General features: G+C 36.1%; 32 protein-coding genes and 1 riboswitch. Of the genes, 8 read left to right on the forward strand and 24 right to left on the reverse strand.

Annotated features, from left to right (window positions below; genetic code table 11):
- Positions 1 to 46: 46 nt before the first annotated feature.
- A riboswitch (cyclic di-GMP riboswitch) is annotated at positions 47 to 139 on the reverse strand.
- A gap of 171 nt (positions 140 to 310) precedes the next feature.
- The gene (locus DN393_RS05745) at positions 311 to 847 is read right to left on the reverse strand and encodes a TetR/AcrR family transcriptional regulator (protein ID WP_098707984.1); all 537 of its coding nucleotides are present in this window, start codon (positions 845 to 847) and stop codon (positions 311 to 313) included.
- Between the two features lie 332 nt (positions 848 to 1,179).
- On the opposite strand from DN393_RS05745, the gene DN393_RS05750 reads away from it, so the two are divergent.
- Entirely contained in the window at positions 1,180 to 1,563 is a 384-nt protein-coding gene (locus tag DN393_RS05750) for a hypothetical protein (RefSeq protein ID WP_098102747.1), read from the forward strand.
- Between the two features lie 65 nt (positions 1,564 to 1,628).
- On the opposite strand, the gene DN393_RS05755 is transcribed toward DN393_RS05750, so the two are convergent.
- The 7 genes from DN393_RS05755 to DN393_RS05785 form a co-directional block, all read right to left on the reverse strand.
- Positions 1,629 to 1,892, reverse strand: a complete 264-nt coding sequence (locus DN393_RS05755) for a CPCC family cysteine-rich protein (RefSeq protein ID WP_098102748.1) — start codon at positions 1,890 to 1,892, stop codon at positions 1,629 to 1,631.
- Entirely contained in the window at positions 1,889 to 2,332 is a 444-nt protein-coding gene (locus tag DN393_RS05760) for a hypothetical protein (protein ID WP_098102749.1), read from the reverse strand. Before DN393_RS05760 ends, DN393_RS05755 begins: the two co-directional genes overlap by 4 nt.
- Positions 2,333 to 2,514: 182 nt before the next feature.
- A complete protein-coding gene (locus tag DN393_RS05765; RefSeq protein ID WP_098102750.1) occupies positions 2,515 to 3,168 on the reverse strand; it encodes a DUF975 family protein in 654 nt (217 codons plus the stop codon).
- Positions 3,169 to 3,358: 190 nt separating this feature from the next.
- Positions 3,359 to 4,798 carry a PH domain-containing protein gene (locus DN393_RS05770; protein WP_098102751.1) on the reverse strand — a complete coding sequence of 480 codons (1,440 nt, stop codon included), beginning with the start codon at positions 4,796 to 4,798 and terminating at the stop codon, positions 3,359 to 3,361.
- Entirely contained in the window at positions 4,791 to 5,267 is a 477-nt protein-coding gene (locus DN393_RS05775) for a PH domain-containing protein (protein ID WP_064473826.1), read from the reverse strand. The genes DN393_RS05770 and DN393_RS05775 overlap by 8 nt, the downstream gene beginning before the upstream one ends.
- A 206-nt stretch (positions 5,268 to 5,473) precedes the next feature.
- Entirely contained in the window at positions 5,474 to 5,659 is a 186-nt protein-coding gene (locus DN393_RS05780; protein WP_064473836.1) for a hypothetical protein, read from the reverse strand.
- Between the two features lie 8 nt (positions 5,660 to 5,667).
- Positions 5,668 to 6,249: a TetR/AcrR family transcriptional regulator gene (locus tag DN393_RS05785; RefSeq protein WP_149173360.1), complete on the reverse strand. Its 582-nt coding sequence runs from the start codon at positions 6,247 to 6,249 to the stop codon at positions 5,668 to 5,670.
- Positions 6,250 to 6,405: 156 nt separating this feature from the next.
- On the opposite strand from DN393_RS05785, the gene DN393_RS05790 reads away from it, so the two are divergent.
- Positions 6,406 to 6,558, forward strand: coding sequence for a sporulation protein YjcZ (locus tag DN393_RS05790; RefSeq protein WP_075310498.1), 153 nt, complete (start codon positions 6,406 to 6,408; stop codon positions 6,556 to 6,558).
- Between the two features lie 39 nt (positions 6,559 to 6,597).
- Here the strand turns inward: DN393_RS05790 and ecsC are convergent, their stop codons facing one another.
- From ecsC to ecsA, 3 genes are read right to left on the reverse strand one after another with little or no spacing between them, the layout of a single operon-like run.
- Complete coding sequence (gene ecsC / locus DN393_RS05795; RefSeq protein WP_064473824.1) at positions 6,598 to 7,305, reverse strand: ecs operon protein EcsC; 708 nt, start codon at positions 7,303 to 7,305, stop codon at positions 6,598 to 6,600.
- Between the two features lie 13 nt (positions 7,306 to 7,318).
- Positions 7,319 to 8,530 (reverse strand): ABC transporter permease EcsB, encoded by a 1,212-nt coding sequence (ecsB, locus tag DN393_RS05800; RefSeq protein WP_098102753.1) that lies wholly within the window; start codon positions 8,528 to 8,530, stop codon positions 7,319 to 7,321.
- Positions 8,523 to 9,266: an ABC transporter ATP-binding protein EcsA gene (gene ecsA / locus DN393_RS05805; RefSeq protein ID WP_064473822.1), complete on the reverse strand. Its 744-nt coding sequence runs from the start codon at positions 9,264 to 9,266 to the stop codon at positions 8,523 to 8,525. Before ecsA ends, ecsB begins: the two co-directional genes overlap by 8 nt.
- Before the next feature lie 559 nt (positions 9,267 to 9,825).
- On the opposite strand from ecsA, the gene DN393_RS05810 reads away from it, so the two are divergent.
- From DN393_RS05810 to DN393_RS05820, 3 genes are all read left to right on the forward strand, one after another.
- Positions 9,826 to 10,260, forward strand: a complete 435-nt coding sequence (locus DN393_RS05810; RefSeq protein WP_001016840.1) for an HIT family protein — start codon at positions 9,826 to 9,828, stop codon at positions 10,258 to 10,260.
- A gap of 185 nt (positions 10,261 to 10,445) precedes the next feature.
- Complete coding sequence (locus tag DN393_RS05815; RefSeq protein WP_000030297.1) at positions 10,446 to 10,808, forward strand: YtxH domain-containing protein; 363 nt, start codon at positions 10,446 to 10,448, stop codon at positions 10,806 to 10,808.
- A 298-nt stretch (positions 10,809 to 11,106) separates the two neighbouring features.
- Positions 11,107 to 11,664 (forward strand): HTH-type transcriptional regulator Hpr, encoded by a 558-nt coding sequence (locus DN393_RS05820; protein ID WP_000834920.1) that lies wholly within the window; start codon positions 11,107 to 11,109, stop codon positions 11,662 to 11,664.
- Positions 11,665 to 11,669: 5 nt separating this feature from the next.
- On the opposite strand, the gene DN393_RS05825 is transcribed toward DN393_RS05820, so the two are convergent.
- The gene (locus tag DN393_RS05825; protein WP_064473821.1) at positions 11,670 to 12,005 is read right to left on the reverse strand and encodes a DUF1878 family protein; all 336 of its coding nucleotides are present in this window, start codon (positions 12,003 to 12,005) and stop codon (positions 11,670 to 11,672) included.
- A gap of 118 nt (positions 12,006 to 12,123) precedes the next feature.
- On the opposite strand from DN393_RS05825, the gene DN393_RS05830 reads away from it, so the two are divergent.
- Entirely contained in the window at positions 12,124 to 12,318 is a 195-nt protein-coding gene (locus DN393_RS05830; RefSeq protein ID WP_000172690.1) for a hypothetical protein, read from the forward strand.
- A 30-nt stretch (positions 12,319 to 12,348) separates the two neighbouring features.
- On the opposite strand, the gene DN393_RS32370 is transcribed toward DN393_RS05830, so the two are convergent.
- Positions 12,349 to 12,462 (reverse strand): hypothetical protein, encoded by a 114-nt coding sequence (locus DN393_RS32370; protein ID WP_002007073.1) that lies wholly within the window; start codon positions 12,460 to 12,462, stop codon positions 12,349 to 12,351.
- A 279-nt stretch (positions 12,463 to 12,741) separates the two neighbouring features.
- Between DN393_RS32370 and prsA the strand changes: the two genes are divergently transcribed.
- On the forward strand, positions 12,742 to 13,608 hold the full coding sequence (prsA, locus tag DN393_RS05835) for a peptidylprolyl isomerase PrsA (RefSeq protein WP_064473820.1): 867 nt from the start codon (positions 12,742 to 12,744) through the stop codon (positions 13,606 to 13,608).
- A 218-nt stretch (positions 13,609 to 13,826) separates the two neighbouring features.
- Here the strand turns inward: prsA and DN393_RS05840 are convergent, their stop codons facing one another.
- Positions 13,827 to 14,072, reverse strand: coding sequence for a hypothetical protein (locus tag DN393_RS05840; RefSeq protein ID WP_064473819.1), 246 nt, complete (start codon positions 14,070 to 14,072; stop codon positions 13,827 to 13,829).
- A gap of 277 nt (positions 14,073 to 14,349) precedes the next feature.
- Between DN393_RS05840 and helD the strand changes: the two genes are divergently transcribed.
- The gene (gene helD / locus DN393_RS05845) at positions 14,350 to 16,686 is read left to right on the forward strand and encodes an RNA polymerase recycling motor HelD (RefSeq protein WP_149173361.1); all 2,337 of its coding nucleotides are present in this window, start codon (positions 14,350 to 14,352) and stop codon (positions 16,684 to 16,686) included.
- Between the two features lie 6 nt (positions 16,687 to 16,692).
- Here the strand turns inward: helD and DN393_RS05850 are convergent, their stop codons facing one another.
- The 10 genes from DN393_RS05850 to DN393_RS05895 form a co-directional block, all read right to left on the reverse strand.
- Positions 16,693 to 17,958: an FtsW/RodA/SpoVE family cell cycle protein gene (locus tag DN393_RS05850; protein WP_149173362.1), complete on the reverse strand. Its 1,266-nt coding sequence runs from the start codon at positions 17,956 to 17,958 to the stop codon at positions 16,693 to 16,695.
- A gap of 7 nt (positions 17,959 to 17,965) precedes the next feature.
- A complete protein-coding gene (locus tag DN393_RS05855; RefSeq protein ID WP_064473816.1) occupies positions 17,966 to 18,373 on the reverse strand; it encodes a PadR family transcriptional regulator in 408 nt (135 codons plus the stop codon).
- Positions 18,374 to 18,377: 4 nt separating this feature from the next.
- Complete coding sequence (locus DN393_RS05860; RefSeq protein WP_064473815.1) at positions 18,378 to 18,911, reverse strand: sigma-70 family RNA polymerase sigma factor; 534 nt, start codon at positions 18,909 to 18,911, stop codon at positions 18,378 to 18,380.
- 222 nt (positions 18,912 to 19,133) lie between these two features.
- Positions 19,134 to 20,816, reverse strand: a complete 1,683-nt coding sequence (gene glpD, locus DN393_RS05865; RefSeq protein ID WP_064473814.1) for an aerobic glycerol-3-phosphate dehydrogenase — start codon at positions 20,814 to 20,816, stop codon at positions 19,134 to 19,136.
- A 133-nt stretch (positions 20,817 to 20,949) separates the two neighbouring features.
- Entirely contained in the window at positions 20,950 to 22,440 is a 1,491-nt protein-coding gene (gene glpK / locus DN393_RS05870) for a glycerol kinase GlpK (RefSeq protein ID WP_064473813.1), read from the reverse strand.
- A gap of 12 nt (positions 22,441 to 22,452) precedes the next feature.
- Positions 22,453 to 23,274 carry a glycerol uptake facilitator protein GlpF gene (gene glpF, locus DN393_RS05875; protein WP_064473812.1) on the reverse strand — a complete coding sequence of 274 codons (822 nt, stop codon included), beginning with the start codon at positions 23,272 to 23,274 and terminating at the stop codon, positions 22,453 to 22,455.
- A 223-nt stretch (positions 23,275 to 23,497) separates the two neighbouring features.
- Positions 23,498 to 24,058: a glycerol uptake operon antiterminator GlpP gene (gene glpP / locus DN393_RS05880; RefSeq protein ID WP_000394295.1), complete on the reverse strand. Its 561-nt coding sequence runs from the start codon at positions 24,056 to 24,058 to the stop codon at positions 23,498 to 23,500.
- Between the two features lie 88 nt (positions 24,059 to 24,146).
- Positions 24,147 to 24,596: a helix-turn-helix domain-containing protein gene (locus tag DN393_RS05885; protein WP_064473811.1), complete on the reverse strand. Its 450-nt coding sequence runs from the start codon at positions 24,594 to 24,596 to the stop codon at positions 24,147 to 24,149.
- A 349-nt stretch (positions 24,597 to 24,945) separates the two neighbouring features.
- Entirely contained in the window at positions 24,946 to 25,797 is an 852-nt protein-coding gene (locus DN393_RS05890; RefSeq protein ID WP_088047884.1) for a DUF2935 domain-containing protein, read from the reverse strand.
- A 214-nt stretch (positions 25,798 to 26,011) separates the two neighbouring features.
- Positions 26,012 to 26,212: a sporulation YhaL family protein gene (locus DN393_RS05895; protein ID WP_000449229.1), complete on the reverse strand. Its 201-nt coding sequence runs from the start codon at positions 26,210 to 26,212 to the stop codon at positions 26,012 to 26,014.
- Between the last annotated feature and the right edge of the window lie 7 nt (positions 26,213 to 26,219).

The raw sequence follows: 26,219 nt of genomic DNA on the forward strand, positions 1-26,219 counted from the left end.
TTTTTATATTTATATAACAAAAAAAGACCGTCCGGTTGCATCAAAAATGTGCAACCAGACGATCTTAGTAACCAATATGTATTACCGTAGACTCTAAGCTTTGCGGCCTATCCTTTCGAATAGTGTGCTAAAAATATTTTTTATTCTTTTTTTGTTTCATTTTCCTCTTAAACCAAATATTACTATACCGTCTGGACGGTTATAATTCAATACTCTATAAAATTGTTCTATTTTTCTAATAAAAAAAATAATTCACCAGTGCATTAAATAAGCAATGGTGAATTATTTTACATTATATAGTTCGTATATTCTATTTATACGAATTACAAATAAGAGCTTGAATCACTTTTTCTCTTAATTCGGGGCTTAGTCTTCCAACCCCTAAATATTCTGAATACCATAATCCATCTGCCGCTAATCTAATAATTGTGGCACAAACTGAATCTATCTCATCATTTTCTATTTTATTTTGCAGTTGCTGAAATGATTGTTGTAACGGTTCAAGTAATTCAGGTTTTAGCATTAATGCTGCCATCATACTACTACCTAGCTCTTCTACTCTTCTCTCATTACTTAATCTTTCCTCTACAAAAGAGCGTACCCACCTTCCTTTCTTCTCTAAGTCCTCCGCTACTTTATTGTGAATAGCATCTTGATACTCCTCCGTCCCTTTGAGTATCATGCCCTCTATTAAAGCTTCTTTAGTTGAAAAGTGATACAACAATCCACCTTTACTTATCCCCGCCTCTTTTGCTACCGCTTCTAAAGTTAACTTAGCAACCCCTTTACATTGCACAATTTGAGAAGCGGCTGCTAAAATCTTTTGCCTTGTTATACTTATACTCATTCCTTTTTAAAACCCCCATTTCTACTAAATTTATATAAATACGTATCTTATTTTTAATATTGCTGAGTAATAATAAATATTTTCTGTATACAACAAAGGCTTCACTACCTTTGAATTGTTCGTTGCTTCTTCTATTAAAAATTTCCATATCATTCAATATGATAACATCAAACACTCACAATTGACTATACATCTATACATTTATATTCGTTGAAAATATATCCATAAACAAGAAATGCATACAAATTGATTATCCTTATATATTTAATCTATAATTTAAAGAGGTTTATATTTTCATAAAAATAAAGTGAAATTTTATAAGGATGATTCCATTGAAAAAATTTTCTATTAGTTATTTAATATGCTTACTGGTTTTTTCTATCATTGTGAACGTTTTACAGTATACACTAGTTCCAAATTATGCTGACTCCTGGGGACCGATTTGGGTATCTATTATTATGTTTTCAATTCTTGGAAGCATCCCTGTTCTTATCGGTTGTTTATTAGGTGAATTTTGTTATAGAAAAATAAAAAGAAGTCACGAATTAAAGATTGGAATTCCTTTATTTATATTGTTAGGTATTTCCTACAGTCATTTATTCTTTATGTGGTTTAACGACAGAGATTTTCTATCCTTTACTTTAGAAACCTTTCTGAATACTGGCCTTCCTATTACTGTATCATCTTTAATGTTTTATCTTATAAGACGGTGTTAATTCTTTCATCATTGCATAAAAAAATGTTATTACTCCTGATAAATTGAGTAATAACATTTTCCTTACTAAATTTGCTTCCAACTAGCATCCTTCACATCTTCACTAGTCGGCTTTCTAACTGATTTCACAAAGTATTCCTCGCAAGCACCAAATGCAATGAAATTTTTCTGTGCTTGTCTTAACGAAACTATATTCGCCCCGCCTTCAAAATCAGGATCGTTAAACTGAACCTCATTATCTTCCCAATAACATATATTACAAATTTCATATGTACCTGGTGGTTCTTCTTCTATTGTTCTATACCCGCAGCACGGACATGTGTATTTCATTCTGTCACTCCATTATTCATTTCTTTTTTCTCCCATATATTCCGGCCCACAAAGAATGTAATAGCGCAAATCATAGTTATTCCCATGAAAGAAACATTAGAATCTTCATATGTAGTTGGAATCCCAACCGTTACGGAAACAATACTACAAGCTAAAAGTAAATATAGTAATAAAGATATAATATAGCTGAGTTTAAATCGTAAAATGATACCTCTAAACAATAACTCACCAAGTAGACAGCCACCTAAAATAATAGGTACTCCGAAATACAATGTAAGGACTCCCATTTGCGCAGTAGATTGAATTATCTTACCAATTATGTTCGGCGAAACCAGCTCACTATTGTTTCCCATCCTATCATATAAATCAAGTGCTGTTGCTGAAATAAAGAAACTTAATATAGAAAATGAATACGGAATTAAAAACTTGCTCACTCTCATTCACCTCGCTTTTTTGTTTCACATATATTATTCATTATTTTCACATGAAAAAATAGCCCTCTATGCTAAAACATAGAGGGCCGAATTTTTATATAATAACCTATACCTTATCCTGAAGTGCTCCCCATAAACAGAACATCTAAACTATCTGTGCCTTATATTCTTTAGGGGATAGGTGGTTATTAGAAAGTAGTGTCTTCTTTTTTATAATATTCTTTTGAAATCTCTTCATAAAATGCAGCTGATGTCGTGTAGAAATACGGTACTAACCATAAGAAACCGATTCCTACAGTAAGAATACTTAAAATGAACCAACCTAAGAAGCTTAAGCATAGTAAAAAGTAATCCATTTTATGTCCATTCATCATACGACGACTTTCAGTAATCGCTTGATTCGCTGTATATTCTGGATGATCATTCAAAATAAAATATGTCATAGAATAAGAAAATGATTTAATAATACCTGGAATAATAAGAAGTAATGTCCATAGAATCAAGTACACATTCATTAGTAAATATGTTAAAAACGATTTCATAAACTTACTTCCATCGTTAAACCATCTAAATATATGACCGATACGAGCATTAGTCCCACGAATTACATTTAAAACAAAATAAGAAGCACCCACTGTTAACGGACCGATAATAAACATTGCAATAATAGTTACTGTAAGTGACTCATTTGCTTCTTCCCAACCCCAAAACATCGAGAAAATACCTGTGGTTAGCATTTCAACAGCTCCAATAAGGATTCCGACTAATAAGGTTGCCCCTACCGCTAACCCCCATTTTCCTTTTAATGCATCAAGTGCTGCTCTTTTTAACTGACTTATCATATATAGCCTCCTAATATTTTTTCTATATTAGTATACCATTTATATGAAAAATTCCACAGATTTCCCTGAAATAGAAGTATACTACTTTTTCGATATATGTGCGCTGTAGCTGTACTAATATATGGATTAAGCCCCTCATTTTCCTATAATAAAAAAAGCCTGCCTTTCATAATAGGCAAGCTTTTTCAAGTTAATTCTCACTCATTCTCTTCTTATACCAATTCTGCATTCTCTCCGCATCTTCTACTCTCGTATGCTCTAGTTTATAATTCGATGATGCGTTAGAGAACTTATACGTACATAAATCCGCTCGGCGCTGGAAATATGATTGTGTTTTTTCCATTGATTGGACATGTCTTCTTCTAACAAGCCCTGTATATTTTCCGACGCTACGATATACAAGCGTAATTTGCTCCCCGTTTACACTGTAACCATTTGTTTTAAACGTTCCGTATCCAAGTGTAAAGATAAGGATCGCGAGTGGAATCAACGCCCACATGATGTAATACTTTTCAAAGTATATACTTATTCCAGTAAGCGGGATTGCTAGCATTGCGAAGAATATAAAACTATCAATTAAGTAACGACGTAATGCTGCTTTTGGTAATGAAATAATGTTTGTATTCAGTTCGTATGGTAATTGTAAATGTGCAAGTAACTGTTGTACGCGATCTTTTCGAATGATAGGATGCAGTGTAACTTTTTCTTTCTCGTCACCCAGTCCTTTACTTTGAATGACTTCTACTTGCACAGCACAATAACCGAATGGCTGACGTAAAATACTTTCTTTTATCGTAATACCTTGAATACGATGTAACTTTAGGACGAGTTCTTTTTTCTCAAGTAATCCTTGCAAAATGCGGACTTCATCATTTCTTCGATTCACTGTGAAATCTCCATGTTTTAACGCATAACCGATTGTGGATATCATCCAAGAAATGACAAGTAAAATAGCTACCATGTAAATCCAGCCGTATATATCATGATCCATTACATATGACTCTACTTTATTTTTTATCCATTTCGGAATGTATTCATCCACTTGATTATAAACGAAGAATATTAAAGAAAATAGCAATCCAAACTGCCCAGATGTAACAGATGCTAATAGAATTTCTTTCCAAGTTAATTTGTATTCTGTCGCTTGCTTTTCCTCTGTAACGATTTCTTTTTCTACTACTTCTTCTGATATTTCTTCTGCTTTCAATTCTCGAGTTGGCTCATTTAGCATTGCGATAAGCTCGGTTGCTTCTTCTACTGTAATGCCAGCTAAGCTAACTTCTGCATCATCGCCCCCACCAGCTGTTTCAATCTGAATTTTCTTTAAACCAAGCATTTGATATAGCACGTTAGAACTTGTATTAATCGTTTGCACACGTTCTTTATTTAAGTAGCTCTCCTTCTTCACAAAGAGCCCTTGTTTCACATGTAATACGTTATTTTCAACCCAATATGTTGTGTAATACCATTTTTCAAACGCTGAAAAGATGGTAAGTAAACCGAATGCAGCGGGAATTAAATACCAAAACGGGAACTTTCCGTTTAAACTAAACATAAAAATAATGAGTGGTATAAAATCTGTTATTTTTAATTCTAATAACATCGTAATGGGATGCTGCCTCTTATACATCCTCATCACTCACTTTCGCTAATTCTGCAATTTTCGTTTTCAACATTTCTGCTTCATACATCGTTAAGCCTGGGATGCTGTGAGAAGTTGCCGCTGTTGAAATGTGTAATTCTGCTAATCCATATTTCCTCATAATTGGCCCTTGTTCAATCGTCACGTGCTGCACACGAATCATCGGTACTAATACGCGCTTTACGACGAAAAGACCGTGCTGAATTTCAAGTTCTTCTTCATTTAGTTGATAGCTATAATAACGCTGACGAAGTTTCGGGAATACGAAGTACTCAAATGGTGCTAGTGCAACCGTTAAGCCGATTAACACGTACAAAATCCACGCCCACCAATCAAACTTTATCATGAGGAAAAGGTAAGCTAAAATGACAAGAATACCGATCCCTTCTTCAATTACAGCACGAACTTTCCACACCTTGACCATGTCAGGATGAATTTCATTTTTCAATGGATCCATGTAACCACTCCAAATCTAGTAATCTAATATACGAATACTCTCAAACTATATTTTACATAACTTTACAGAAAATTGTAATTTAATTATCTTTCTTCTCAGGGATAAAATATCCGAACCAAAGTAACCAAATGAAACCGATTAACTTCAGCCAACTTCCATCCGCTTGAAAAGCCTCTATTATACCTGGTATTTTATAAAGTGAAACTTTAATCAGTGGGGGTTTTGTTCATCCCCCACTGATTATTAGTTGAACCAATCAGGCTTTTACGGGCAGTTGATCCCCACCTAACTTCTTTGCTTTCGCTGAATTTTGAGGTGGGGGTCTTACTGCCCGTTAATGCGGGATAAAGCCCAATGAATCCAAGAAAACCGAGCCACCAGTTTTTTTGCATTTTCACTTTTATTCCTCCTTCATTACATTTTTCACATTTCGAATCCAAATTTCTTTATACTTTAACTGGAATCCCATTAACATGTAATTACTCATATTATCGATCACGAGCGCTAACGTATGTGCATTTTCTTCCGTTGCCTGTTGTGACACAACGTCAAGTTCCACACCTTTCTTCAATAAATCGTGGAAACCATTTAAAAAATCTTCTTGTATTTCAAATAAGCGTTTCTGATACTTTTCATTTCGCAATGCAGTTACGATGAATTCATTTATGACGCGTAGTATGCCTTCTTGTCCTTCATACTCAGAGAGCATATGTAAACCATCAGCGATTAACTTTTCTGCAAAATTTTCTTTCGTATATTGTTCTTTAATGAAATAACTCACGAAATGATACCCAGAAAAAATTTCTTCAAATAAAAAATCAACTAACGCTTCTTTAGAAGAAAAATGATAATAAATAGCCGGTTTTGAAATACCTACCTCTTTCGCAATCATGGAAAGGCTCATCTTCTCAATGCCGTGCTCTGCCATGAGTTTAAATGATGCTTCTACAATGTTTTGCGATGTTTGTAAATTCTTTGTCATACTGTACCCCACTTATTTTTACTTACCGGTCGGTAAATAAATTATAAAATGAAACGAAATGATTTGCAAGTTAGTTAGAGTAACAGAAGGGATTTATTGGTAAATGCAGAAAAGTATAAAGTAAAAGCAACCTATAACAATAAGGAGGATATTCCTATGGGACTTGGCGGTAAAGGCGGTAGTGGTGGCACTGGTGGCGGTGAAGCTGGACAAGATGGCAAGAGCGTTAGTAGTGGGTATATAGTACTCATTGTGCTCTTTATCGTATTGATTGTAGTCGGAGTTGGCTATAACGGCATTAACTTCTAAAAAAAAGCATCCTAAACCACAATTTAGGATGCTTTCTTTTTAATTTCTATTCAGTAATCGCATACGATAACAATTCATCGTCACTTCTCCGAGTCTTTGCAGTAGTTGATAGTTCGCATATGCGCCGACTGGGGCACCGATTATTGGTACGAGCTGAAGCATTTTTGCTAAATCGATATAGTCTCGGTACTCTGTTTGGAACTTTTCCCAGTCCATATGATTTTCTTCTTCTGTATCCCACGTTTCGATTGCTTTCCATATTTCTTTTCGGTAATCGTCACTTGAAAAAGCAAGTTGGAAAACGTGAAGGATAAAAAGGCGCTCTTCTTTATCGCTCGTATCAAATCCGTACAACGTTGCTGCATCGAATAAAAATTTAATTTTAATGCCAAGTAAAAGCGGAAAATCAGCAAGACCAAGGAGAATACCGCCAGCTCCCGTCCCTGCTCCTTCTGCCGCTGCTATTTTTTTGTACTCATCCATTTTTTTACGTACTTCGTCGTCTCTTCTTTGCAATGACCAGTTCGTCTCTTTTAATTTTGGCTTTATAAAGTTTGATCCGGCACTAATTGTTTGCACCATCATCCGAATCGTTTCTGTTAATACTTTTTGCACTTTCGCCGGAATAAGCTGTTGTACTTTCGTCTGCACTTTCTTAGAGAACCGTGTCATCATCGAAGAATCTTTCATGAATGTAGCTTTCCACTGTTCCAATTCTTTTATAACCTTCTCTTCGTATGTAATCATAGGTTCATTCCCTTCAATTTAAACGCTCAATACGTTTCACCCCGTATTGATAAACGAAACCGATACTAAATACTATGCTTACGACTAGTAAAATTCCCGTCATCATGAAATTTTTCGTCGCAAAGGCGAATATAACTGTAAATACAACGCTGCCGGTAATAAGGATCGTATTTAATAAGACAAGAAAATCTTTCTTCTTCTCTTCTCCCCCGACGGGATACAAATCAAGCCAAATCTTCATGCGGTGATGCTTCCATAAAGTTAATAGCTGATAACCGATTAAATATAGGAAAATAAGGCTTACGATAAATCGTCCATATAAAAATGGAATGAAGTAAAGAATAACTCCTCCAAGAGCGAGCAAACGCACATATAAACCGAAATAGTTACCAGATCGTAAAAACGTTCTTGTATATAAGTATAAATATGTACGCTTTTCACCAATCATTGAAAGAATGAAATCAAGCCATTTTCTACGTGCTACTCTTTCTTTTAATGCAGGTACATCAACGAACATATTCGCGATGCGGTACAGCAGCATCATCTTCTTACCTTCTTCAGAAATTAAATACTCCCAGTTTAGCGGCTTTCCCTTCACCATTTGATGTAGTACTACAAGGTATAACATCATGAGAAGGACGATTCCGCCAACAAAAATGACGGAAGTACGCTCTACAAGGAAGTATACAAATAATCCGTTTAAAATAAAACGAATGAACCAATCAGCTCTTTGTATATTTTGGTCTGTTAAAAATGATTTTTCCCACGCGACGAATAAGTTCCACGCTTTTACAATGACAAACGCGAGTACAATCCATATGTAAGCAGCTCCTGTTTGCTTCATTTGCTGGAAGTATAACGGGGCAAGCGCTGCCGCTACGATTGCGATTATGTATAACTGAATCATAAACGTAAAGAGAAATGCCTTTGTAAAATAAGGTTTTAACTTTTGTTCAACTGGCAGCAAGTAAACGAGATCCGCTTCTTTTAATAACGTTTGTATCGATCCGGCCGTTAATACGAGTCCAAGCAACACTGCCATAACGAGCGCTGTCGGAAACGACGGTGTTAACGTTTGTAACCATTGCTGGTAATAATACGCTCCTGCGCCGATGATGAATACGAAAATAAATTTCAAATGATCATTAAATACGTATTTACTATATGTACGAACTTCTTTTAGAAAGTGACGAAATCGTTCTTTCCATAATGCTGTGCTATTCATAATCTTCTTCCTTCGTTAATGCAATATAAATATCATCTAGCGTTGCACCTGGCATATTAAAATCGGATTGCAGTTCAGATAATGTCCCCTTCGCTCTTACTTCGCCTTGATGCAGAATAATAAACGAATCACAATAACGCTCTGCCGTCGCTAAAATATGTGTACTCATTAAGATTCCTGCACCGCTCTTTTTCATTTGATCCATCATTTGAAGAAGTGATTGAATCGCTAACGGATCAAGCCCAACGAAAGGTTCGTCCACAATATAAAGAGATGGTTCCACTAAAAACGCACTCATAATCATTACTTTTTGTTTCATCCCTTTTGAGAAATGAGATGGAAACCATTTTAAACGATTTTTCATGCGAAATTCTTGTAATAGTTGCCCTACACGTTCTTCATATTGTTTTTCATCGACACCGTACGCCATCGCTGTTAACTTCAAATGTTCTTCTAGCGTTAGCTCGTCATATAATACCGGTGTTTCTGGGATGAACGAAAAACTAGAACGGTACGCTGTCATATCATCACGAATTGTTTTCCCATTAATTGTGACAGCTCCTTTTTTTGGTTCCATTAAACCGATAATATGTTTAATCGTCGTACTCTTCCCGGCTCCATTTAAACCGATTAAGCCGACAAGTTCGCCTTTATTCACAGAGAACGAAACATCTTTTAGTACAGGTCGTTTCGTATATCCTCCTGTAACATTTTCTACACGCAATAACTCGCTCATACGACACCACTTTCTTCATTAGTATTCATTCTATATTCATCTTACCAAAAATAGCGCTGTACTACATAGTATCGATGCCCTCAAAAAAAATTTAAATTTGTTCGCATATATTTTTACGAAAGCGGACATCATAATTAGTGAAGAAGGAACACATTGAAAAAGCGACCACCAATTGATGAGTACAACAACATAGTGAAGTCATCATGAAATGGGGTGTCCATGTTGGACAAAGAAATTTACACATAACCAGATCATTTGTTTCATTTTAGAAACGGGGTGTCTCCGAAAGAGCATATACTGTTTTAAAAAATAAACAATTTCCTTTTATAAAGATTGCAATTCATTTCACTTGAAAATGGGGTGTCTACGGCGGAAACTTTAGCCGATTTACCGTGCATTTCTTAAATAAATGAGGTGTCTGCGAAACGTAAATTACGATAATGCTTTTTCAATCCCTCTTCAGAAAACAGGAAGCTGACTCAGCTTCCTGTTTTTCGTGTTTGTTCTCTTATATAATTATGGTAAAATACGGCTAAGGCTACTTGAAAGGATGAGATCAATGAACCATACAGCGGATAATTGTATTTTTTGTAAAATTATTGACGGGCAAATCCCTTGCTCAAAAGTATACGAAGATGAACATGTGCTTGCATTTTTAGATATTAGTCAAGTAACAAAAGGACATACTCTTGTTATTCCAAAAGTTCACAAACAAGACATTTTTGCGTTAACGCCAGAAATCGCATCACACATTTTTTCTGTCGTTCCGAAAATCGCAAATGCGATTAAAGCAGAGTTTAATCCAGTTGGCTTCAACCTACTTAACAATAACGGTGAAAAAGCTGGACAAACTGTGTTCCACTTCCACCTTCATTTAATTCCACGCTACGGTGAAAACGATGGTTTCGGTGCTGTTTGGAAATCACATCAAAATGAATACACAATGGAAAATTTACAAAACATCGCAAGTACAATTGCAAATAGTGTGAAATAATGACACTATAATAAGAAGTAATACATAACAAGCCACTTTCCTAAAGTGATTACATATTGCACGGCTTGTTTCTCCATTCAAGATGCCAGGGAATGTGCATTGCACACTTTTCTTTCCCTCGTCTTAAAGATATGCATATTTTTTCACATCATGAATACGAACAAAAAATAAGGAGGTTTCCTTTTATGTCAAAAGCTAAATCCTTTATTACAGGTGTCATTTGCGGCGGAGCAGTTGCTGGATTAGCCGTTCTTTTCTCTACTCCTTCTTCTGGTAAAGCTATGCGCGGTAAGCTGAAAGAAAAAGGAACTGATATTAAAAAGACTTTAGCTGATATTACAGCTGATACAAAATTATTAAAACGTCAAATCGTTGAAACTGCTTCGGAAGGTAAAGAAGTGTTTCAAGAATTAAAAGAAGATATGCAAGACACGCTTTCTAACTGGAAGCAAGATATTTCTCAAAACAAACGACATATTGAGCAAGAAATTTTGGACATTCAAAAATCAATTGAGAAACTACAAGAAGCTGTTCCGGAAAAAGCGTAAACAAATTCCTGCTTAGTTTTTTGCATATAACAAATATTTTTTATATAAATTGACCTTAACACGGCATATCACACAGATATGCCGTGTTTTTATGCATTTACAATATATGTTATCACTTAACATGTAAGGACAACACATGTATTCACGACTCATAAAACGCTTCCATGCTTATGCATGATTTGTATAGAATGTCATTTTTCCGAAAAATTTTCACAATTCTCACAAAAAGACTTTATTAATTTTTACTTTACTGGCATAATAGATAGTAATGAAAAAGAATGTTAAAGTGGGTGAGTAAATGAAAAGTGGAGAAAAAGATTACTCGGTAAAAGAAGCGATGATTTTCAGCCAACGCATTGCTCAATTATCGAAAGCGTTATGGAAATGCGTAGAGAAAGATTGGCAACAGTGGATTAAGCCTTACGATTTAAACATTAATGAGCATCATATTTTGTCAATCGCTTATCATTTAAAAGGGGCTTCTATTTCTGAGATTGCTAAGTTTGGAGTTATGCACGTATCAACGGCGTTTAACTTCTCGAAAAAGCTAGAAGAACGCGGCTATCTTGTGTTCTCGAAAAAAGAAGATGATAAACGAAATACGTACATTGAGATTACAGACAAAGGGGAAGAATTACTACTTCGCTTAATGGAGGAGTATGATCCTGAAAATAACTCTGTATTTAATGGGGCTCTTGCACTTCGTAATTTCTATGGTAAGTTCCCAGAAAATATCGAACTTATCGCTATCTTGCGCAACATTTACGGACAAGACTTCATCGATATTTTTGAGAAATCATTAGAGAATATTGAGGAGAATTTTACGGAATCCGATCAGAAGTTAGTTAAGAAGTAACCTATTTATTTATTCTCAATCATGCTTAAGAATTCATTCATAAGCGGCTTAAATAAACCTTGTTTTGCTAGCGCTTCCGCAGTTTCGTGTACTTCGAGCTGATGTGGAAGCGCTTTTTCAAATTGCTCTAACAGCGCATCGAACAAAAGAAGCCCTTCTGCTTTCTCCACTACATATTGCTCGTTCAGCATTTCACAAAGATGTAGTATACGTTCAACATCTTTTTTGCGAGCTTTTTTCTTTATGATTAAAGAATAAAATGGACACTTTTCTTCATCAATCATTTTAAATAGTAGGTCTACGTAGTATTCAGCTTGTTCTAATCTTCTAACAACGTCCATTTTCTCCCTCACTTTCTAACACAAAGTCTTCTATTTCTGAATTTTATAACACGAACAAAATATCGTATGATACAATATATAAAGTATATGTATTTTAGCCAAAAGGAGGTCTCGCCTCATGACACTTATAACAGTTGTTTTTGTCGCATTCGCACTTCTTGTTATATTTTACACGAATTTTATGACACATACACTGTGTGAACGAAAACAAATAGCTGCGAGCCGCCAACCCGGTGTCTTTCGGGTTATCAATGTATGTATAACAATTTTATTAATTTCTAGTTATATAGAAATTATATTTCATGGAAAGTGAGGAAGGAAGCCCCTTCCTCACTTTTTTCCTCTATAAGCAAATTATACCTACTATAACCAATAAAATAAACAGTACAAGTAATAAAATAAGTTGAGAATTCATCCCCATCCCCTCCTCTTTTCTATATATGCGGCATGCGCCCAATACGGAACACCTTCAAAATCTGACACGTACTGGTTAAATTTTCTTTATCAATATGAAATTGAGTCGAAATATGATATATTAAATTTTGTACATATTGCTTATACTATGAAATAAATGACACGCATCTTAACTTTATCCTCAGCCTCGGTAAGCCCTGTTAAGCGCGCTTTACCAACGAAAAAAGCAAAAGTATCAGTGAGACTTAATCGGGCTCTTATGAACCAAAATTCATTGGTGTAGGATAAATTAAAAATACATAATAGTAGGAGTGTTTATCGAATGAAGAAAGCTATGCTTGCCTTAGCCGCAACAAGTGTAATCGCATTATCAGCATGTGGAACAGGATCATCATCAGACAAAATCGTTACATCTAAAGCTGGTGACATTACAAAAGACGAGTTCTACAATCAAATGAAGACACAAGCTGGTAAACAAGTACTAAACAACATGGTTATGGAAAAAGTACTTATTAAAAACTACAAAGTTGAAGACAAAGAAGTAGACAAAAAGTTCGATGAAATGAAAAAACAATACGGTGATCAATTCGATACACTATTAAAACAACAAGGTATTAAAGAAGAAACTTTAAAAACTGGTGTGCGTGCTCAATTAGCTCAAGAAAAAGCTATCGAGAAAACAATCACTGATAAAGAATTAAAAGATAACTACAAGCCTGAAGTTAAAGCAAGCCACATTCTTGTAAAAGATGAAGCGACTGCGAAAAAAGTTAAAGAGGAACTTGGACAAGGTAAATCTTTCGAAGAGTTAGCGAAACAATACTCTGAAGATACTGGTTCAAAAGAAAAAGGTGGCGACTTAGGATTCATCGAACATGGTAAAATGGTTAAAGAATTCGAAGATGCTACTTATAAACTGAAAAAAGATGAAGTAAGCGAACCTGTAAAAACACAATTCGGTTACCACATCATTAAAGTTACAGACATTAAAGAGCCAGAAAAACCATTCGAGCAATCAAAAGCTGACCTGAAAAAAGAGCTAGTTGCGAAGAAAGCACAAGACGCTGAATTCATGAACGATCTTATGATGAAAGAAATCAAAAAAGCTGACGTAAAAGTTGACGATAAAGATTTAAAAGATCTTTTCAAAGAGCAAAAAGCTGACGATAAGAAAGAAGAAAAGAAATAATGAAGTGAAAAAAGCTTGGGCTTCGGCCCAAGCTTTTTTTGTATGCTCTCTTCTCGTGATACATTACGTGTAGATTGGATAAATGAAATTATATGATTACTTCCCCGATTCTACAGAAAGGTTAACATCTTTTTCGTTTTATGGATCGTGTAAAATCTTAGTTACTTATATATTTACATAATCTTCGTTAACAGAAGTTGATTTTGTCATTCATTTAACTAAAACCATCTTTTATGCATTTCACTTAAAAACATTTCTGTGATTTTAAATCCAGAGCTTTCTCCGATAATAGCGTCAATCCCACAATGCGGACAAACTGCTGTGTTATCATCATCCCACCACTCTGTAATTTTGCCTGGATTGAAAATTTCCAAACAATAAAAACAACCACATACAACATCTTTTTCTAAATGTTTTCTATTACGAGAACAAAAGCGATGCGCTTCCTCAAAATGTTTTTCCATCAGTATCCCCTATTCCTCATTTTCTTTTATGCTTTACTTAAGTTCTCCTCGACAAAATTTCAATTCTTTCTTAAAGAAAAACCAAAAACCTTGATTCCATCACACACGGAACCAAGGTTTATCTTATTATCATTGATTAAATTAAAAAACTATGTTAAATTAGTACAGAAACACGCTTTAGAAAATATACAGAACGTATTTATCCGTATCTTAATTGTACACCAAAACACATCTTCAGTCAACCTCTATTTTTCACTTTTAAAGGAGTGCTTACCGTATGAACAAAAAACTTGATTTAGAGCAAAAACGATTGGATACCGTAATAGAAACGATTACGGCGCAAATTGATAAACTGGAAAACGAAACTGGCAGACGCCGGGCAGAAGTAATCCATATTCGTAAACACTTTTGGGATGACGTAAAAGTGAATACTGATACTTTTGATGATTATCTTGAAACAGTTATCAACTTAAGACAACAAGCTCAGTCACTAGCTGTCACACAAATTACCCATAAGCACACCTTTAATCGACTTGCTGCACTACGACGTATGCATAAAGCACCTTACTTTGGACGAATTGATTTCAAAGAAGAAGGAGAATCTGCTGCGGATCAAATTTATATCGGCGTAGCTACACTTACTGATGCAAGCGGAGAAAACTTCCTTATATATGACTGGCGCGCACCTATTTCGAGTGTGTACTACGATTATCCACCAGGACCGGCTGAATACAGTACACCAGGCGGCGTAATCCACGGTAATGTGGAGAAAAAATTACAATACATTATCCAAAATGGCGAGATTGATTCTATGTTCGATACGAGTCTTACAATTGGCGATGAAATTCTGCAACAAGCGCTCGGAAAAGGTACGAACAAACATATGCAAAGTATCGTTGCTACGATTCAGCGCGAGCAAAATGAAATTATTCGTCACGATGAAGGCCGACTACTTATCGTGCAAGGAGCTGCTGGTAGCGGGAAAACGTCAGCTGCCCTACAACGAATCGCCTACTTACTATATAAATATCGCGAATGGTTAAAAGCGGATCAAATTATTCTCTTCTCCCCTAACTCTATGTTCAACAGCTACGTTTCTAACGTACTACCTGAACTCGGTGAAGAAAATATGCAGCAAGTGACATTCCAAGAATATTTAAACCATAGACTAAGCAAGTCATTTGACGTTGAAGATCCTTATGAACAATTAGAATATATGTTAACTGAAACGGATAGCCCTACCTATAAAACGAGAAATGCGAGCATTCGATTTAAAGCATCCACCCAATTTTTCGAGATGATTCGAGCGTACAGACAATCTCTTGAATCTTCAGGCATGCTATTTAGAGGAATGAAATTTAGAGGAAAGTTAATTGCTTCTGCTAAAGAAATTACAGAGCAGTTTTACAATACTGACTCCTCCCTCCGCTTCCATAATCGAATTGAAAAGTTAACGGATTGGCTAAATAAACAAATAGATGCAATTGAAAAAACAGAACTGAAAAAGCCTTGGGTAGAAGAGGAAATTGAATTACTTAGTAAAGATGAATACCAAAAGGCTTATAAATATTTACAGAAAAAAGGCGAGTTTGACGACAACTCCTTTAATGATTTTGAGAAAGAAACGAAAGTACTTGGACGTATGATTGTCCGTAAAAAATTGAAGCCGCTTCGTAAAGGTGTTCAAACATTGCGCTTCATCAACTTCACAGGCATATATAAACAACTCTTCACAGATGCATCATGGGTTGCTGAGGAAAAACCGAAAGAGTGGGATGACATTTGCTCATTAACAGTAAACATGCTCGATGAAGGAAAGCTATATTATGAGGATGCGACTCCATTCTTACTTTTAAAAGAATTAATTGAAGGCTTCCAAACGAATAGATCGATTAAACATGTACTCGTAGACGAAGCACAAGATTATTCGCCGTTTCAATTTGAGTTTTTAAAACGTCTCTTCCCTGCTGCAAGAATGACTGTACTTGGAGACTTTAACCAAGCGATATTTGCCCATGCGAGTGAAGCAGTGAATTTCAATACACTTACTAGCTTATACGGACCAGATGAAACGAACGGTATCAACTTAACTCGTAGCTATCGCTCAACAAAACCGATTATTGAATTTACACGTGCTCTCGTACCGGAAGGAGAGAACATTCACGCCTTTGAACGTGACGGTGAGAAACCTACAGTGACGAAAGTATCGAATGACAGCGAACTGCACGAACATATTACTGCCAAAGTTGCTGAACTACAAAAAGAGCAGCATAATACGATCGCAATTATATGTAAATCTGCAGCTGAAAGCGCCGCTGCCTACGAAGCACTTAGTCATATCGAGAATATTAAACTCGTGAAAAGTAACTCAGCCGAGTATGAGCAAGGCATTGTCGTGATCCCTGCTTACTTAGCGAAAGGTATCGAATTTGATGCTGTCATTATTTACGATGCTTCTAAAGATGTGTACAGCGATGAGAGCGTTCGTAGATTGTTCTACACTGCTTGTACGCGCGCGATGCATAAACTGCAACTTTATAGCGTTGGCGAGGTTAGTCCTTTTATACTTCGGGCTGATTCGGAGAGTTTTGAGCTTATAACGAAAACACCTTGATAATTATCAAGGTGTTTTTCTCATGTTAAACGACATATCTTTACGTCGATATACACTTAACACGATCCCTATTAAAAGCGCATGGAATACAGTTGGTGTTAATCCATAACTAATAAAAGGCAACGATATAGAAGCAATCGGTAATAAACCTAAAATCATGCCCACGTTATAAATAAACTGGACTACGAAAAGAGTCATTCCTCCAACGAGAAGCAATTTACCATATCGGTCATTTATTTTATAAGATATGATTACTAATCTTGCTACAAAAAGAGAAAGAACGGAAACAAGAATTAGCGCAAGCACATACCCATAATAGTAAGTCAAACTTGCAAACACAAAATCAGTATCCGCAGCAGGGATGAACTTTGTATCTCCAGATGTACCAAACCAACCAGCCGACGACATTACCTCTTTTAAACGTATATACATAAATCCTGCGCCACCTGCATCACTCTCAGGATTTAAATACCCTAAAACTCTATCTAAGTGGTATCCTGAAGACCAGGATACCGATGCCTTAATAATAAATAAACAAATGGGTACAATCGTAATAATCAACGCCGTTTTCTTTCCTAACTTACTCCACCAAAGCATAACGAATACCATTGTCATATAAACAAAAATTGACGAAAGGGTGGATACAATTAAAAATAAATACAAAGAAAATAAATATAAAACCACAAGATGTATAACCTTTAGCCTATTATTATTGAAAAAAGAAGCCCAAGCTAGAAAAAAGAAAGGTACTGCCATTAAACAGTCAACTGCAATTGGACCAATTTTTATTAACGGTTCTCCAATCATTGAAGCGTTTGGAAAACAGTATAGCATTAACAGGACAACTACTCCGATTGTGTAAAACAACAATCCCATTCTCTCTAATTTCCGATAATCAAGTAACATCATCCCAATCGCTGTTATAACACCGAGAATAACAAATATCACCTTATTCATTATTACATCATTCGTATATTCAAAAGCTAAAACTGGCAAAAACCCTAACCCCATAGCAGCCACTAATAAAATAAGTAAGAACCAATCCACCTTTGGCTTATGTAGTTTGTTAAGCTCCTGCCCTAATTTAATCGGACTTCCCATTTGTTCCACAGCTTTATTTTCAGCGACTTCCTCACTTAATCCTTTTTCTATCCATGTGTTCTTCGCCTGTTTTAAGTGAAAGTCTAGTTCAGTTGCTACAAAGCTCTTTGCTTCTTTTGATTTAATATGGTTCGTAACTTCGCTTACAAAACGCTCCCCTTTTTTATTCAATTTCGCCTCACTCCTGCACTAAGCCTTTTAATATAAATTGTACCTTCGTAGCATTTTTCTCTGCCTTTCGCAGCATCTTTCTTCCTTTATCATTTAATTGATAATATTTCGCTCCTTCATGATACCAACTTGATTGAATAAAACGATTCTGTTCTAGACGATGTAATACGGTATATAAAAACCCTTCATTTCCTTCGAATTTTCGAATCCCTCTCCCTCGTAGTAACTGTGACAATTCGTATCCTGTTTTTTCATTACTGAGGAGTTGTAAAATTGCTAAAGAGATGTCCTCTTCCTTTTCGTTTAAAGCATTGATTTTTTCGCGCACCTGCTTTCGATGTTGATCGGAAAAACTCAAATGTTTAAACGTTGTATTCTCCATTGATTTTCGCAGGCCTTTTAATCGATCTTCCATTTGATTACTCCTCCAATCCTTTCTTCAAAAGCTCCTTCGCTTTTTTCAGTCTCGTTTTTATCGTGTTTTCTTTCACGTCTATTACAATGGCAATATCTTTAATTGGTAATTCTTCATAATAAAATAGATAAATGACTTCTCGATATTTTATCGGTAAATTCATTACTGCAGAAGCGAGCTCACGGTCCTCCGCATTTTGAATGACAGTTTGTTCGACACTATCATTTTGAACCCCAATATAAGCCGATTCATCCTCTGTCACGATCACCTTTTTGTTATACCAACTTTTTACATAGTCCTTACATTGATTAATCGCAATTCTCCATAACCACGTTTTCACATTCGACTTCCCTTTGTATGTATGAAGAGATTTATAACATTTCACAAATATATCTTGCGTTACATCCTCAGCAACCTCTTTATTATTCACATATGAATACACAAGCTGTAAGACTTCTTGTCCATACTTATTCATGATTTCATCGATAAGGAGTTCCTTATCTTCTATTTCAAACGCTTCTACCGTTAATTCATCCACACCATTTCCTCCTCCCCATATATTAGACGACGCACCGTATGGAAAAGTTTTATTAATTTATAAAAAAATACGGATGATAGTGTCCGTATCGTTTTTTAACTTTAATTTTTCTTCACTAAGAGTAAACCTTTTATTGTGATACAACACTTTAATCGAGACTTTAGCACATTCATAATAAAACAAAAAACCACCTAAAGGCTCCCCTTCAGGTGGTTCTCTATTTTACGCTAATGCAGCTGCCTGCTCTTGTTGATCTACAGGAATTACAGCGTCTGTTAATGCTTTTTCTAGTTCAGCTGTGTATTTCATTTGCTCTTCTTTGCTCCAGCCTAGTTTCGCAGCCATGTAGTTGATTACTGCTTCTTTCCACTCATATACCCAGTGGATGTTGAAGAATACAGCGCCTCTACGGCGTACGAAGAAGTCAACTGGTTTTGCTGTCATTTCGTAATCCATTGCGTATACAAGTGGGATTAGAACGTCTAGTGGCATGTTGTATTCTTTCGCTTCGTCTTTATGTTTTTTCGCTAAGTCGAACAGTACGTCTACGTTAGAGCCGTAGAATTTCGCGAATTCTTCTGCTTGTGCTTTCGTTAAACCAGATTTCGTACCTTCGTCTGCTTTTTTCGCAACGAATGCTGGGAATCCGTGTGAACCACTTACATGTCCACCAGAGATTGGCATATGTTTCGTGTCGCTCTTCGGATATGCACTATGACCTTCTTTTTGTAATAGGTTTGTTACGTAGTCTACTACCATTTCAGCCATTTTACGGTATCCTGTTAATTTACCACCTGCGATTGTAATTAAGCCAGATTCAGAAGTCCAAATTTCATCTTTACGAGAAATTTCAGATGCATTCTTACCTTCTTCATAAATTAATGGACGTACACCAGCCCAGCTTGATTCTACATCTTTTTCTGTAATTTTTACACTTGGGAACATGTAGTTAATCGCATTAATGATATATGTGCGATCTTCTGTTGTCATGTGCGGTACAGCTGCGTCTTTATCATAGAACGTATCTGTTGTACCTACGTATGTTTTTCCGCCGCGAGGAATCGCGAACACCATACGTTTATCTGGTGTATCGAAGTAAATAGCTTGCCCTAACGGGAAACGTTTTTGGTCAATTACTAAGTGGACACCTTTTGATAACTGAAGTACTTTCCCTTTTTTCGAGTTATCTTTTTCACGAAGTGTATCTACCCAAGGGCCAGCTGCGTTTACAATTTTCTTACCGTACACTTCATATACTTCGCCATCTAGTAAATCGATTACACGTACACCGCATACTTTTCCATCTTTATATAAGAAACCGTCTACTTTTGCGTAGTTAACAGCTTTTGCACCGTGTTCAATTGCTTCTTTCATTACTTCAATTGTAAGACGAGCATCGTCTGTACGATATTCTACGTAGTAACCGCCGCCTTTTAATCCTTCTTTTTTCACAAGAGGCTCTTTGTTTAATGTTTCTTCACGGTTAAACATTTTTCTGCGCTCGCTTCGTTTTACGCCTGCTAAGAAGTCGTATACACGAAGACCAATTGATGTACTGAATGATCCGAACGTACCGCCTGTATGGAACGGAAGTAACATCCACTCTGGTGTTGTTACATGGGGACCGTTCTCATATACGATTGCACGCTCTTTCCCCACCTCTGCTACCATTTTCACTTCAAGTTGTTTTAAATAACGTAGACCACCGTGTACAAGCTTCGTTGAACGACTTGATGTACCTGCTGCAAAGTCCTGCATTTCAAACACAATTGTTGATAACCCGCGTGTTGCTCCATCTAATGCAATACCAGAACCAGTAATACCTCCACCAATTACGATCACATCTAACTCTTGTTTATTTACTCCGTTTAATACGTCTTTACGTTGTTTACTTGAAAATTTCATGGTAATTCCTCCCTTTGATAACGAAAAAAGAGACCACGAACTCCGCTATAGATTTCGCCTCTATAGCGTGTTGTGGTCTCTCCAAATCTCCTACCGAATTATTAACTTGTCACCATTATAACACTGTTTATGATTATTTGAAAGCTTTTGTTGCTTCAATTGCTTTTTTCCATCCAGCATATAGCTCTTCGCTTGTTTCCGCTTCCATCGTTGGTTCAAAGCGTTTGTCCATATGCCACTGTTCTTTAATTTCATCTTGGTTTTTCCAATATCCAACTGCAAGACCAGCTAAGTACGCTGCCCCTAAAGCTGTCGTTTCATTGATCACCGGACGCTCTACAGGAACATCTAAAATATCACTTTGGAACTTCATTAAGAAGTTATTTTTAACTGCTCCGCCATCAACGCGTAATGTTTTCAGTTCAATACCTGAATCTGCTTCCATTGCGCATAATACATCTTTCGTTTGGTATGCTAAAGATTCTAGCGTTGCACGAATGAAATGCTCTTTCGTCGTACCGCGCGTTACACCAAACATAGCGCCGCGTACTTCACTATCCCAGTACGGTGTACCTAAACCTACGAATGCTGGTACAACGTATACACCTTCAGTTGATGCAACGCGTGATGCGTATACTTCACTTTCGCTTGCATCTTTAAACATACGCATTCCGTCACGTAACCATTGAATTGCAGAACCTGCTACGAAAATACTTCCTTCTAATGCGTAGTTTACTTTACCATCTATTCCCCATGCAATTGTTGTTAATAGACCATGCTCAGAAGCTACTGCTTTTTCACCTGTGTTCATTAACATGAAGCAACCAGTTCCGTACGTGTTCTTCGCCATACCTTCACCGAAACAAGCTTGTCCAAATAATGCTGCTTGCTGGTCACCGGCTACGCCTGCAATCGGTATATTTTGACCGAAGAAGTGATAGTCGATTGTTTCGCCATAAACTTCAGATGATGGACGTACTTCTGGAAGCATGCTCTTTGGTACTGTTAACATGTCTAGAAGCTCATCATCCCACTGTAAGTCGTGAATATTAAACATTAATGTACGTGATGCATTTGAGTAATCCGTTACGTGCGCTTTTCCACCAGATAGTTTCCATACAAGCCACGTATCAATTGTTCCGAATAATAGATCGCCGTTTTCTGCTTTTTCTCTTGCACCTTCAACGTTATCTAAAATCCATTTTACTTTCGTACCAGAGAAGTATGCGTCAATTAAAAGACCTGTTTTTTCGCGAACCGTTTCGCTATAACCTTTTTCTTTCAACTCATCACAAATTTCAACTGTTTGACGAGATTGCCATACGATTGCGTTGTAAATTGGTTTTCCAGTCGTTTTATCCCAAACAACCGCTGTTTCACGTTGGTTCGTAATACCGATACCAGCGATTTGTTCTGGTTTTACATCAGCTTCGCTTAAGCAAGTTGCGATAACTGCTAAAATAGATCCCCAAATTTCTTGTGCATTATGCTCTACCCAACCTGGCTTTGGAAAATGTTGTGTAAACTCTTTTTGAGCTGAATGAACAATTTCACCTTTTTTATTGAACAGAATTGCGCGTGAGCTAGTTGTTCCTTGGTCTAAAGAAAGAATATATTTTTTCATATCGGTTTCCCCCTATGCTACTTTTCTACTATTTGTATTGCTTTCACTTTTTTTACTTGTCATATAAGAGATTGCTAGTACAATCACAGTTGCAATAATCACATAAATAAGTGCTACATTTTGTTTTCCTTCAAATACAACTTGATGGAATAATCCTGCAAGTGATCCACCTAAAATTGGACCGACTACTGGAATCCATGCATACTTCCAGTTTGAACCGCCTTTTCCTGCAATCGGAAGGAAGAAGTGTGCGATACGCGGACCTAAATCACGAGCCGGGTTAATCGCGTATCCTGTTGTTCCACCTAATGATAAACCAATACTTACGATTAAGAAACCTACGATAAATGGATTTAAACCATCTGCAAATTTATTTGCTCCAATTGCTAATATACCAAATACTAAAACGAATGTTCCAATCATTTCACTCAAAAGGTTTGTAAATGTGTTCGGAATTGCTGGACCTGTTGCAAATACACCTAATTTTGTTCCTGGATCTTCTGTTTCTTTCCAGTGTGGTAAGTAATGTAAATATACAAGAACTGCCCCGATAATTGCCCCAATCATTTGTGCTGCGATATAACCTGGTACGTCACTCCATGGGAACGCTCCCTTAAATGCTAGTCCTATCGTTAAAGCTGGATTCAAATGTGCCCCACTAATTGATCCAACCGCGTACGCTGCAACTGCTACCGCTAAGCCCCAGCCCATTGTAATGACAATCCAACCTGAATCTTTTGCAAACGACTTCTTTAAACTTACACCAGCGCAAACGCCGCCACCAAGTAAGATTAACAATGCAGTCCCTATTAACTCCCCTAAAAATGCTGACATAAAATCCCTCCACAATCAATTTAAATGCGTTCAAATGTGATAGAGGTAAAATGAATGGCCATTCGTTTTTTCAAAAGAAAAAGATCCACAGCTTACATGCTTCTATATAATATATAGAAACAATAAAATGTGGATCTCTTCTTTTCTCCGTCACGTTTATTAACTTGTCTATAATGTTAACCTTTCATGAAAGCGGTGTCAACAGAATTTTTTCACATTTTCGTCACTTTTTTTGGTAATGTTTCCATAGTTCTTTTTTTGATGTCGTAATTGCTGTCGCACCAGCATTTAAAGCTCTTTCAACATCTTCCACAGTACGAATGAAACCACCCGCTAAAATCGGGACACCAGTACGCTCTTTCACTTCAGCAATCACATCCGTTAGCGCACCAGGAAGCACCTCTATATAATCCGGCTTCGTCTTTTCTAGCAAATTACAGCTCTTTTCCATCGCGCTAGAATCAATTAAAAAGATGCGCTGAATAGAGACGACACCCTTTTGCTTCGCCTTCATAATCACGCTCGCCTTTGTCGAAAGTAACCCGTACGGTTTATATTCTTGGCATAAAAACTCCGTCGCATGCCCATCACTTTGTAATCCATGGATCAAATCAACATGTAAAAACACCTTTTTACTATGCTGCTTCGCAAGTGACACAACACTCTTCAATTGACCAACATGAATATCTAAAATAACAATATACTCATACGAACTATGTAATAGCTTTTCCAAATCTTTAATTTGCCTCACTGCCGGCAAAATCTTCTGTTCATGAAATTCCATTCTAAATGTCCCCTTCTTTATGTCATCCTATCCTTTATAGTACACAATTTGAGTAGAAAGAACAGCTAGTGCGGTGGAATTATTTCCTCTATCTATATATTTTCTTCAACTTATCAGAAGCCGTGCCACCTATAACCATTAGTATGAGGGGTAAAAAATTCATTACATATGGTGCATCTGCTACAAGTGTAATGCTTGCTCCGGCAAACTTATTTAACATCCATAAAACGATTTTTGTAATAAACAAAAATACGCCCATCATAAATAAACTATCGAAAAACACCTTCCATTTTGGATATGCTAACTGTTTACTATCTTCAATTACTTTCTGCGTCAACTCTTCGTCACTCCTTAATAATTCATCAATCGTAATACCGAACAGATCGCTTAAATGAATAATAATTTCAATGCTCGGATAGTTCTTTCCCGTCTCCCATTTCGAAACAGACTGCCTACTTACATGAATTTTTTCAGCCAAATCATTTTGCGACCAATTTCGTTTCTCTCGTTCTTGTTTTAAACGTTCACTAAAAATCATACTGTGTTTATCACCTCTCTACGTCTAGTATGGTCAAATAACTGATGAAGAGTAAAGCGAGTTGTCGTTGCGTTAGCTGTGCAACTTTTACGTTACAGGTTGTAATGGCGCTATGTAGTGTGTATATTTCATATGATATGCTCCTATAATAATTTCCCGAACAATAATATAACGAACAGATACTAGTTAAGACTAGATTAAGCATAAAAAATACGCCATCCTTTCTTATCATTCTCCAGAAAGAATAACGTACAGTTTCATTTTTAAACATTTTCATCACAAAGAAAAGAAGCTAACCATAAACTGTTAACTTCTCAGCTGAAAATAAAATATTATCTTTCCTTATCTTCTAATATCTAGGTTGTGATTGAATATTTGTAAGATGAACATCAAACATATCAATGATTTCAAGAAATCTATCAGCTTCACGGAAAACATGGTCTGCTAATAACGGATGAATGATACTCTTTATTTTACATTGCTCAATTAAATCACGCGCTGTTTTCTTAAAATCCCGAAGAGATGTAACCGACACACGATTTTGATCTAAAAATTGATCTAAAAGAGGGACTGTTTGGGATTGTGGCTTCATAGATTCTAAGTCAATTGCTTGATACATCAATTCATCAAAATCATTACTAAAATTCCGAGCTGTATCTACAAGCTTTCTTTCCGATGGATCAAGAAGATGACCAATAAATTTAGCGTGATCTGCCATAATCCTTAAAAAGAAAACATTTTCTTTAATAATAGCATCAGGAAGAGCATCTAATTTCCCTTCATTTAATTGTATTAAACGTTTTCTAAAATAATCAGCTTCCCTACTTGTATGGTCAACTAACAGTGGAAAGTTATTTTGTCCTGGCAATTTACACGTGAGAATTAACCCTAAAATTTTTCGTTTAAATCCCCAAATATTAGTTGCGGCTTGTTGTACTTCTGAATTAAATCTTTTTATTTGCTCAGGATCTGTTTCATTTGTATAGGAATGCGCTATTTGTTCGATATGTTCAAACAATCGATAAAATTGATTAGCCTCTTCGATTAGTTGCGTATCCTCACATCTAAACCCTAAGCGAAGAAAAAAAGAATGCTCCTTCATGATTCTAGACCAAAAACGAATTTCATTTAATGAACGCTCAACAAACATTACAGATGTAACACCTGTATCAGGATGTAATGTTGTTTCATCCCCATGCATTGTTAATCCCCCCTGTAGATACTGCGCTATTTCCATTCTTATGAGTGAACATATATATAAATACCATCAATAAAAGTTCATGATGAATATCATATACATGTAGAATTAAGCTTATATAAGCTTAGCTTGATGAACATATACTGCTCCAAAAAAAGAAAAAAGGCTACCACCTAGATGTAAAGTTCTCCTAGTTGGTAGCCTTTCAAAATGTCTATTAAAGCAATACCGAATCTTTATCACTATCCTGATTCCGTTTCTCTCGCTCTTCTTCTAAACGCTTCATATACACTTCGCCTTCTTTTTCGATAAACTCATTATCCATCTCTTGCTCTTTTTTTGAAGTATATAAAACCATGTAGCCACTTAATACGATCCCGACGATTACAAGATACACCCACCATGGTAAAGTTTCCACTGTACTT

The sequence above is a fragment of the Bacillus sp. BPN334 genome (assembly GCF_008368885.1).
Lineage (GTDB): Bacteria > Bacillota > Bacilli > Bacillales > Bacillaceae_G > Bacillus_A > Bacillus_A wiedmannii.